Raw genomic sequence first — 8,739 nt, 5'->3', positions numbered from 1 at the left:
CGCGTCTTACCCCCAACCGCTGTGGAGCCGCTTGTGGATAACCTGCGCGTAAGCCGCTGCACGCCAGGCAGTACAAGCCTTCCAGCCCACTGCTCATTTTTCGACCAACACTTGTAGCCGCTGCCGCAGGCTACCATCGACCGGAACGCTCGCTGGCGTCGGCACTGGCGCTGGAGGTCCTGCGGACCTTGCGCAGCCTGCGGCAGCGGCTACAGAAATGGGGGCCTGTCGCGTCATCAGGTTGTCATCAAAAGATGGGCGTCTTACCCCCAACCGCTGTGGAGCCGCTTGTGGATAACCTGCGCGTAAGCCGCTGCACGCCAGGCAATACAAGCCCTCCAGCCAACTGCTCATTTTTCGACCAACACCTATGGCCGCTGCCACAGGCGGCGATCGGCCGGAACGCTCGCTGGCGTCGGCACTGGCGCTGGAGGTCCTGCGGACCTATCGCAGCCTGCGGCAGCGGCTACAAAAACCTTCATCAGGCGGTCATGAAATTGTGGGCGCCTTACCCCCAATCTCTGTGGAGCGGCTTGTGGATAACCTGAGCGCAAGCCTCTGCAGCCCATGGGATACAAGCCCTGCAGAGCACTGAACGTTTTTTGATCAAGCCCCTGCATAAGCCGCTGCGGGACGCATGGAGCATTGGCGACGGGCCGGCCTCGGGTAGAATGCCTGGCTTATTCCGCCACGCCGCCGCCCGCCATGACCTTATCCCGCACCACCCTGCCCCATCACGTCGCCATTATCGGTGGCGGCCCTGCCGGCCTGATGGCGGCCGAGGTGCTGAGTCTGGCGGGCCTGCGCGTCGATCTCTACGACGGCATGCCATCGGTAGGCCGCAAGTTCCTGCTGGCCGGGGTCGGCGGCATGAACATCACCCATTCCGAGGCCTACCCGGCCTTCCTCTCGCGTTATGCCGAACGGGCCCCACAGATGGCCCCGCTGTTGCGCGAGTTCGGCAGCGAGGCGTTGTGCCAATGGATTCACGGCCTGGGCATCGAGACGTTCGTCGGCAGCTCGGGCCGGGTGTTCCCCACCGACATGAAAGCCGCGCCGCTGCTGCGCGTCTGGCTCAAGCGCCTGCGCGATGCCGGCGTGGTTATCCACACCCGCCATCGCTGGCTCGGCTGGAATGTCGATGGCAGCCTGCGCATCCACAGTCCGGAAGGCGAAAAAACGGTTCAGGCCGACGCCGTGTTGCTGGCGCTGGGTGGCGGCAGCTGGTCGCGCCTGGGTTCGGATGGCGCCTGGATGCTGCCGCTGGAGCAGCGCGGCGTGCAACTGGCGCCCCTGCAACCGAGCAACTGCGGGTTTGAGGTGCAGGACTGGAGCGATCTGCTGCGCAGCAAGTTCGCCGGTGCCCCGCTGAAGAACGTGGCCATTGGCCTGAACGACGACATACCCCGCCTCGGCGAGTGCGTGATCACCACCACCGGGATCGAGGGCAGCCTGATCTACGCGCTGTCGGCGCCGATTCGCGAGGCAATCAACAAGCACGGCACCGCCACGGTGCATATCGACCTGTTGCCGGGCAAACCCCATGACCGGATCCAGGCCGCGCTGAGCAAGCCACGGGGCTCGCGCTCCATGGCCAAGCACCTGCACAACCAGGTGGGCATCGAGGGGTTAAAAGCCGCGCTTTTGCGTGAACTGACCAGCGCCGACTGCTTCGCCGACCCGGCGCTGCTGGCCAAGGCGATCAAGGCCCTGCCGCTGACCCTGGTGAAAACCCGGCCCCTGGACGAAGCCATCAGCAGCGCTGGCGGCGTGACGTTCGAGGCCATGGACCAACGCTTGATGCTCAAGCAATTGCCCGGCGTGTTCTGCGCCGGGGAGATGCTCGACTGGGAAGCACCCACCGGCGGCTACCTGCTCACCGCGTGTTTCGCCAGCGGGCGGGCAGCGGGGTTGGGGATGCTCGAGTGGTTGCGGGAAAAGGCCTGAACCCGGCGCAGGCCTTGTAGCCGCTGCCGAGCGAAGCGAGGCTGCGAACGGCCGCGCAGCGGCCGCCAAAGCAAACGACCCGGCTTCTCCAGGAGAACCGGGTCGTTTGGTTTTACGAGGACTGCGTCCTCGATCGCAGGCTGCGCCAGCGGCTACAGGGGCGGTGTTGGCCTCTGGCTTACGGCTTGCGCTTGCGCGGCCCGGTGTTGAACGCCGGCACCTTGCGCACCGGTTTCACCGCCGGGGCTTCGGCCACTTCGCCGCTGTCCACCCACTTGCCCAGGTTGCGCTTGCCGCCACCGCCGGAAGTCTTGGGTTTCTTCGGTTTTTTCGGTTTCTTGATCACCTGGCCGCTGGCGTCGGTTTCCGGCACCCGGTGCTCCGGAATGAAGTCCGGTTCGTCATGACGCTTGAGGGTCTGGCGGGTCAGCATCTCGATGGCCGACAGCAGGTTCACTTCATCGGCGCACACCAGCGAGATCGCCTCACCGGTGGAGCCGGCGCGGCCGGTGCGGCCGATGCGGTGGATGTAATCCTCGGCGACGATCGGCAGGTCGAAGTTGACCACCAGCGGCAAGTCCTCGATGTCCAGACCACGGGCCGCAACATCGGTGGCCACCAGGATCTGGATCTCGCTGGCCTTGAAGCGGTCCAGCGCCCGCTGGCGGGTAGCCTGGGGCTTGTCGCCATGGATGCCGTCGGCGTTCACGCCCTGGCCCTGCAGCCTTTCCACCAGCGCGTCCACGCCGTTGCGGGTCTTGGCGAACACCAGCACCTGCTTCCAGCGGTTCTTGCGCAGCAGGTGGCTGAACAGCTCCGGCTTGCGCTTCTTGTCCACCGTCACCACCCATTGCTTGACGGTGTTGGCGGCAACGTTGCGCGGGCTGACTTCGATGCTCAGCGGGTCGTTGAGCATCTGCCCGGCCAGCAGGCGGATGTCATCGGAGAAGGTCGCGGAGAACAGCAGGGTCTGACGCTTTTTCGGCAGGGCGCGATAAATGTTCGCCAGCTCTTCGGAAAAGCCCAGGTCGAGCATGCGGTCGGCTTCGTCCAGCACCAGGGTCTGCAACTGATTGAACTTCAGCGCGTTCTGGCGAAACAGATCGAGCAGGCGGCCCGGCGTGGCCACCAGCAGGTCAACGCCGCCGCGCAGCTTCATCATTTGCGGATTGATGCTGACGCCGCCGTACACCGCGTAAGTGCGCAGCGGCAGGTTCTCGGCGTACTGGCGCACCGCTTCGTGCACCTGTTCGGCCAGTTCGCGGGTCGGCACCAGAATCAGGGCGCGCACCGAGTTGGCGGAGACTTTCGGCCCTTCCATGGCCAGCAACTGCAACAGCGGCAAGGCGAAGCCGGCGGTCTTGCCGGTGCCGGTCTGGGCCGCGGCCATCAGGTCGCGACCGCCCAGCACCGCCGGAATGGCTTGCGCCTGCACCGGTGTCGGGGTCTGGTAGCCAAGCGTTTCGAGGGCGCGCAGCAAGGGTTCGATCAGGCCAAGAGTGGCGAATGTCATGGGGATACCGTAGGGAGATTGTCAGCGCAGGTGTGCAATGGGCGGCAGTTTACCCTAATTCAGGCGGGTTTCTTTGGGCTGACGAGTTGTCCCGCAACAGGTCGCCAGCTGGCGGGCATGAAGAATGCGGGTGGACGCGCCTTGAGGTACGGGAGGAGAATTCAGCCCCTTTTTCCCTATCGCACCTTTGAAGATCCAGGAGCCTGACCTGTATGGATACACCCAACCCCTTCCAGACACCGACCGCCGAATTGCAGACCCCGGCAGCGACTGCGCCATTGCGCCTGTACAGCATCAACGCTGTCGGCCTTGCCACCTTCCTCGGCACTTCCGTGGCGGGGTCCTACATGATCGCCGCCAACCTCAAGGCGCTCGGCCGTGAAAGCGAAGTGAAGAAGGCCTGGTACATCGGTATCGGCCTGCTCATCCTGATGATGGTGCTGGGCGCGGTGCTGCCGGAAAGCGTTCCAGCCGTGGTCTTCGTACTGCCACCGATTTTTGCGATGAACACCTACGCACGCCAGCTCTTCGGTCCGGTCGTCATCGAACACAAACTCAGCAAGGGGCCTTTCTTCTCGTTGTGGCGCGTCGCCGGGATCAGCCTGCTGTTCATGCTGGCCTTCGTCCTGGTGCTGCTAGCGCTGGTGATGCTGTCCAACCCGGACTGAGTACGACAGGCTGGAACAAAAAACGCCGGGCAATGCCCGGCGTTTTTGATCATGCGCCAACAGGCCATTTCAAGCGGTGGCTTCTTCCTGTATCGCGGTGGCTTTTGGCTTGCGCCACTGCGGCAGGCCGATCAACACCACGGCACTGATGATCACCACCATCGCCAGCGCCTCCTCCAGGCCGATGGTCTCGCCGACAAACACGATCCCCAGCAGCACCGCTACCGCCGGGTTGACGTAGGCATAGCTGGTGGCCGCCGCCGGACGCACATGCTTGAGCAAGTACATGTAGGCATTGAAGGCGATGATCGAGCCGAAACCGATCAGGTACGCCAGGGCTGCCCAGCCTTGGATCGGCGGAACGGCGACCAGTTGCTCGCCGCTCAACCAGCTGCCGATCAGCAGCACCACGCCGCCCACCAGCATCTCGACGGCACTGGCCATCGCCCCTTGCGGCAACGGCAGGTGCTTGCTCCACACCGAACCGAAGGCCCAGGCCGCCGCCGCGAACACCAGCAAGGCTGCGCCGGTCGGGCTCGACTGCAGGTTGGAACCAAGGTTGAGCATGGCGATGCCGATCAGCCCGAGGACGATCCCGGCCCATTCCAGGCGAGTGTTGCGCGCGCCCCAGAAGTAACCGCACAGCAGGGTGAACAGCGGCACCGTGGCCACCGCCAGGGCCGCCACTCCGGAAGCCACGCCCATGTGTTCGGCGACAGTGACCGCGCCATTACCGCAGCTCAACAGCAGGATGCCGATCACCCCCGCCGCCCGCCATTGCGCCCAGGTCGGCGCCGGCGCCCCGCGCCAACGCAGGAAGCCGTACATCAGGCTGCCGGCGATCACGAAACGGATGCCGGCGAGCATCAGCGGCGGCCAGTATTCGACACCGATACGGATCACCAGGTAGGTCGACCCCCAGATCACGTACAACGCAAAAAAGGCGGCAATCAGGGGCAAGGGAAAACGGCGTAGGCCAGGCATGGGAAGCTCGAAGACAGGACGAGGGAGAGGGTTATTCTAGAAAGCCGGCCGGCGGAACTTAAGTTACAAAACCTGTTTAAAGCATCGGTACACTTTTCAAAACATGGAGATTCTGGCTATAAACCATGCTTTCGAAAGTCGCTGAGTTTGAGAGCCTTATCATGGATAAATATGACCGCATGCTCCTCGCCGCCCTGCTGGAAAATGGCCGGGCGAGCTACGCCGAGCTGGCGCGCAAGGTGAACCTCTCCGCCCCGGCCGTGGCCGAACGGGTGGCCAAACTCGAAGCCAGCGGAGTGATCACCGGTTACCAGGCCAAGGTCGACCTGGCCAAGCTCGGGCTGCCGATCCAGTGCGTGATCGAACTGCGCATGGCCCAGCACGGTAATCAGAAGGCCTATGACGAACTGAGCCGGATCCCACAACTCACCGAATGCCAGCGGGTCACCGGCGATCCGTGCGTGATCATGCGCGCCGCCGTCGGCTCGATGCCGGAGCTGGAAGAGCTGATCAACCGGGTGGCGAAGTACGGGTTCAGCAAGACCTCGATCGTGCTCTCCAGCGCCATCGAACAGCGCGTGCCGCTGGGGCATCTGGAGAGCAACGGCAAGTGAACCCAGCCAGCGCCGACTGTGTAGCCGCTGCCGCAGGCTGCGATCGGCTCCGAAGGAGACGCGCTCTTGAGGGCCTCGGAAGGCTCTTCGAGCCTTATCGCAGCCTGCGGCAGCGGCTACAGGAGTCAGGTGTCGCGATGGCGCTTGAGGTGTTCGCCGATCTTGGCGGCCGGCACTTTCTGCAATTTGCACAGGAAATCGTGGGACAGCTCGCGCAGCCCGTGTTTCTGCCGCAGCTCCAGCGCCAGGTGGGCGGTGAGGTTGGCGGCCATTTCCGCATCGGCCATGGCCCGGTGAGCCTGGCCGGTATGGGGCAGGCTGGCGAAACTGGTGAGGGTGCCGAGCTTGTGGTTGGGCGCCGCCGGCATCAGCCGTCGGGCCAGCAACAGAGAACAGGCGAAGTTCTGCAAGCGGGTGCGCTTGATCCGGCCGAGTTCGTAGTCCCAGAACTTCTGGTCGAACGCAGCGTTGTGCGCCAGCAGCGGCGTGGTGCCGACGAACTCGTTGACCTCGTTCATCACCTGCTCGGCCGGCGGCGCGCCGCGCAGCATGGCGTTGCTGATGCCGGTCAGTTGTTCGATGAAGGCCGGCACCCGCACGCCGGCGTTCATCAGGCTCTGGTAACGCTCGACGATGCGCCCCTGCTCAAGGATCACCACGGCGATTTCCGTGGCCCGGCAACTGCTGCTCGGGGAGATCCCGGTGGTTTCAAAGTCGATGACTGCGATGCGTTCCAAACCTGTCCAGCTCCGTACAAAAAATAGTCAGCTCAGCTTTTGAGCAGTAGCGCGCCTTCGATCGGCACGTAGCGCGTGGCCGCGCGAATCAGCGAATTGGCGGTCAGCCCCGGCACGCCATAGGCCACCGCTTCGACCCCGTGCTTGCTGATGATGCGCTCGAGCAACAGGTCGAAATCGCCATCACCGGAAGCCAGCACCACTTTGTCGACATGGGCGGCGGCGTCCATGATGTCGATGGTGATACCCACGTCCCAGTCGCCCTTGGCCGAGCCGTCGCTGCGCTGGATATAGGGTTTGAGTTTTACCGTGAAGCCCAGGTTGCGCAGGATCTGCTGGAACTGCTGCTGCTTGCTGTCGCCCCGGTCGATCGCATAGGCGTAGGCCTCGACTATCTGCCCCTGCTGGCTGATATCGGCCCACAGGGCGGCATAGTTGAAGTGGCAGCCATAGGCCTGGCGCACGGTGTAATAGAGATTCTGGACATCGGCGAACACAGCGATTTTTTTCACCGCTTATCCTCATGGCGCTCACGCGCGCGAACTGGGCCGGGACTCAAACCCTGAAAAAGTCGCCCAGTATGCCAGCCAGAAGGAAGGTTCCGCGAATAATCGGTCCGGGACGCTGTTGCGTTCCGGACCGATGGCGGATCAGACGAAGGAATCGTCGTCGGAAAAGAACGAGCTGTCGTCGTTGCCGTAGTCGGCATCGCTGAAACCACCCTGGTCGTTGTTGCCCCAGGAGTCGTTGTTGGCCATGCGCTGCTCGTCATTGCCCCAGCCACCCGCGTTGTCGCTGGCGGGCGCCGGTTCTTCCTTGATCACTTCGACGATTTCCTGCGGCTGCTGGTTGCCATGGAACAGGCTGCTGAGACCTTGCGCCAGCATCACGCCACCCGCCACGCCGGCGGCAGTTTTCAGCGCGCCGCCGAGGAAGCTGCTGCCAGCCGCGGCCGGAGCCTGCTGGGGTGGCGCGGCATAGTTTTGCTGGGGATAGCTCTGTTGCGGGTAGTTCTGCTGCGGCTGCGGGTTGAACGCCGGCCGCGCCGGTTCGCGCCAGCCACCGCCGGACGAGGCCGGAGCGCTTTGCGTCGGCGCCGGCTGCGGATCGCGGGAACCGCCGAAGATGCTCGAAAGGAAGCCGCCACCGCTGCTGGGCGCCGGCGCCGCGGCCTGGGATCTGGCTTGCTGCAGCTCGGCCTGCAGTTGCTGGACTTGCTGGGTGAGTTGCTTGTTCTGCTCGTCGAGGCTCTTGATTGCCGCCTCTTGCACCAGAATCGCCTGGGTCATGAAATACCCGGCGGCAGGCTGCCGGGTCAGATGCTCCTTGATCCGCGCCTCGGCCTGGGCGTCGCGCGGGGCTGAATCCTTCTCGGCTTGCTGCAACCGTGAAAACAGTCCATCGATCAGGGTTTGCTCTTCGCTGTTCATGGCGACCTCTTTAGATTGCCGGTAAAAAACGGGGCCTTGTCCGTCATGCGCAAGGTGCAACCAGTAATGGGGCTGCCCAGCGAGCTTTCAATGGCCTTTACCTAACGTTTACGTTTGCTCGCCCCGGGGCTGCATCGGTTAAAGTGTCCAACCGCTTTTTGTGATCTGCGATAACCACTGATGAATCCGTTAACCGTTCTGCGCGACTCCCTGTACTTCTGCCAGCGCAACCTGGGCCGTATCGTCCAACTGTGCCTGCCGCTGGTGGTCCTCGAAGCGCTGCTGCAGCAGGCGGTCGACAGCTCGCTGGGCCCCGAGGCCTTTCCCGGCTACAGCGTGATCGTCGGCCTGCTGATCTACCCGCTCTACACCGGGGTACTGATCCTGTTTCTAGATGCCCGCAGCCGTGGCGAATCGCCATTGGCCCGCGACCTGCTCGCCGCGACCGTCAGCCTGTGGCCGCGCTTTGCCCTGCTGACCGCCATCAACACCCTGCTGATCCTGCTGGGCCTGTCGCTGTATTTCCTGCCCGGGCTGTGGCTGATGGTGACCCTGGCCTTCGCCGAATACCTGCTGGTGCTCAAGGGCCTGCAACCACTGGCCGCGATCAAGGAAAGCTTTCGCCTGACCCGCGGGCACTTCCTGCGGATCCTGGTCTGCATCCTGGCCGTAATGGCCCCGTTGTGGGTGCTCAAGGGCGCCAGCCTGGCGGCGTACCCCGAGCCGGGTCCGATGCTGTCGCTGCTGATCGAAAGCGCCCACAGCTTCCTGCAGTTGTTCACCAGCGTGGTGGTATTCCGCCTGTTCATGCTGATCGGCGACTCGCCTGACCAGCAATGACCCCGG

The 8,739-nt window shown here is 63.9% G+C and carries 9 protein-coding genes; 4 read left to right on the top strand and 5 right to left on the bottom strand.

All coding sequences use genetic code 11. From position 1 onward, the window contains the following. The first annotated feature begins 705 nt into the window (after nt 1-705). Complete coding sequence (locus AC07VU_RS26990) at nt 706-1,947, top strand: TIGR03862 family flavoprotein (protein ID WP_495030807.1); 1,242 nt, start codon at nt 706-708, stop codon at nt 1,945-1,947. A gap of 178 nt (nt 1,948-2,125) precedes the next feature. Here the strand turns inward: AC07VU_RS26990 and rhlE1 are convergent, their stop codons facing one another. Then, on the bottom strand, nt 2,126-3,460 hold the full coding sequence (gene rhlE1 / locus AC07VU_RS26985; RefSeq protein WP_007930755.1) for an RNA helicase RhlE1: 1,335 nt from the start codon (nt 3,458-3,460) through the stop codon (nt 2,126-2,128). Nucleotides 3,461-3,672: 212 nt separating this feature from the next. Between rhlE1 and AC07VU_RS26980 the strand changes: the two genes are divergently transcribed. Further along, nucleotides 3,673-4,128 (top strand): hypothetical protein, encoded by a 456-nt coding sequence (locus tag AC07VU_RS26980; RefSeq protein WP_085534561.1) that lies wholly within the window; start codon nt 3,673-3,675, stop codon nt 4,126-4,128. Between the two features lie 69 nt (nt 4,129-4,197). Here the strand turns inward: AC07VU_RS26980 and yedA are convergent, their stop codons facing one another. Further along, the gene (gene yedA, locus AC07VU_RS26975) at nt 4,198-5,112 is read right to left on the bottom strand and encodes a drug/metabolite exporter YedA (protein ID WP_495030806.1); all 915 of its coding nucleotides are present in this window, start codon (nt 5,110-5,112) and stop codon (nt 4,198-4,200) included. 161 nt (nt 5,113-5,273) lie between these two features. Here yedA and AC07VU_RS26970 point away from each other — a divergent pair, with 161 nt between their 5' ends. Then, nucleotides 5,274-5,726, top strand: a complete 453-nt coding sequence (locus AC07VU_RS26970) for an Lrp/AsnC family transcriptional regulator (RefSeq protein ID WP_007930752.1) — start codon at nt 5,274-5,276, stop codon at nt 5,724-5,726. A gap of 125 nt (nt 5,727-5,851) precedes the next feature. Here the strand turns inward: AC07VU_RS26970 and AC07VU_RS26965 are convergent, their stop codons facing one another. The 3 genes from AC07VU_RS26965 to AC07VU_RS26955 form a co-directional block, all read right to left on the bottom strand. Further along, nucleotides 5,852-6,463: a 3'-5' exonuclease gene (locus tag AC07VU_RS26965; protein WP_277589667.1), complete on the bottom strand. Its 612-nt coding sequence runs from the start codon at nt 6,461-6,463 to the stop codon at nt 5,852-5,854. Nucleotides 6,464-6,495: 32 nt separating this feature from the next. After that, complete coding sequence (locus tag AC07VU_RS26960; protein WP_274304731.1) at nt 6,496-6,975, bottom strand: NYN domain-containing protein; 480 nt, start codon at nt 6,973-6,975, stop codon at nt 6,496-6,498. A gap of 138 nt (nt 6,976-7,113) precedes the next feature. After that, complete coding sequence (locus AC07VU_RS26955; protein ID WP_274304732.1) at nt 7,114-7,893, bottom strand: DUF2076 domain-containing protein; 780 nt, start codon at nt 7,891-7,893, stop codon at nt 7,114-7,116. Nucleotides 7,894-8,073: 180 nt separating this feature from the next. On the opposite strand from AC07VU_RS26955, the gene AC07VU_RS26950 reads away from it, so the two are divergent. After that, nucleotides 8,074-8,733, top strand: coding sequence for a DUF7847 domain-containing protein (locus AC07VU_RS26950; protein WP_007929142.1), 660 nt, complete (start codon nt 8,074-8,076; stop codon nt 8,731-8,733). Nucleotides 8,734-8,739: the final 6 nt, after the last annotated feature.

Source organism: Pseudomonas sp. GW821-FHT02B10, assembly GCF_059421865.1.
The sequence above is the reverse complement of the archived record's forward strand: the minus strand, read 5'-3'. Positions and strand labels throughout refer to the sequence as shown.

Bases quoted from the DNA above. Each gene is read 5' to 3' on its own strand.
- AC07VU_RS26950 (WP_007929142.1), top strand. From the start codon at position 8,074: ATGAATCCGTTAACCGTTCTGCGCGACTCCCTGTACTTCTGCCAGCGC.
- rhlE1 (WP_007930755.1), bottom strand. From the start codon at position 3,460: ATGACATTCGCCACTCTTGGCCTGATCGAACCCTTGCTGCGCGCCCTC.
- yedA (WP_495030806.1), bottom strand. From the start codon at position 5,112: ATGCCTGGCCTACGCCGTTTTCCCTTGCCCCTGATTGCCGCCTTTTTT.
- AC07VU_RS26970 (WP_007930752.1), top strand. From the start codon at position 5,274: ATGGATAAATATGACCGCATGCTCCTCGCCGCCCTGCTGGAAAATGGC.
- AC07VU_RS26990 (WP_495030807.1), top strand. From the start codon at position 706: ATGACCTTATCCCGCACCACCCTGCCCCATCACGTCGCCATTATCGGT.
- AC07VU_RS26955 (WP_274304732.1), bottom strand. From the start codon at position 7,893: ATGAACAGCGAAGAGCAAACCCTGATCGATGGACTGTTTTCACGGTTG.
- AC07VU_RS26980 (WP_085534561.1), top strand. From the start codon at position 3,673: ATGGATACACCCAACCCCTTCCAGACACCGACCGCCGAATTGCAGACC.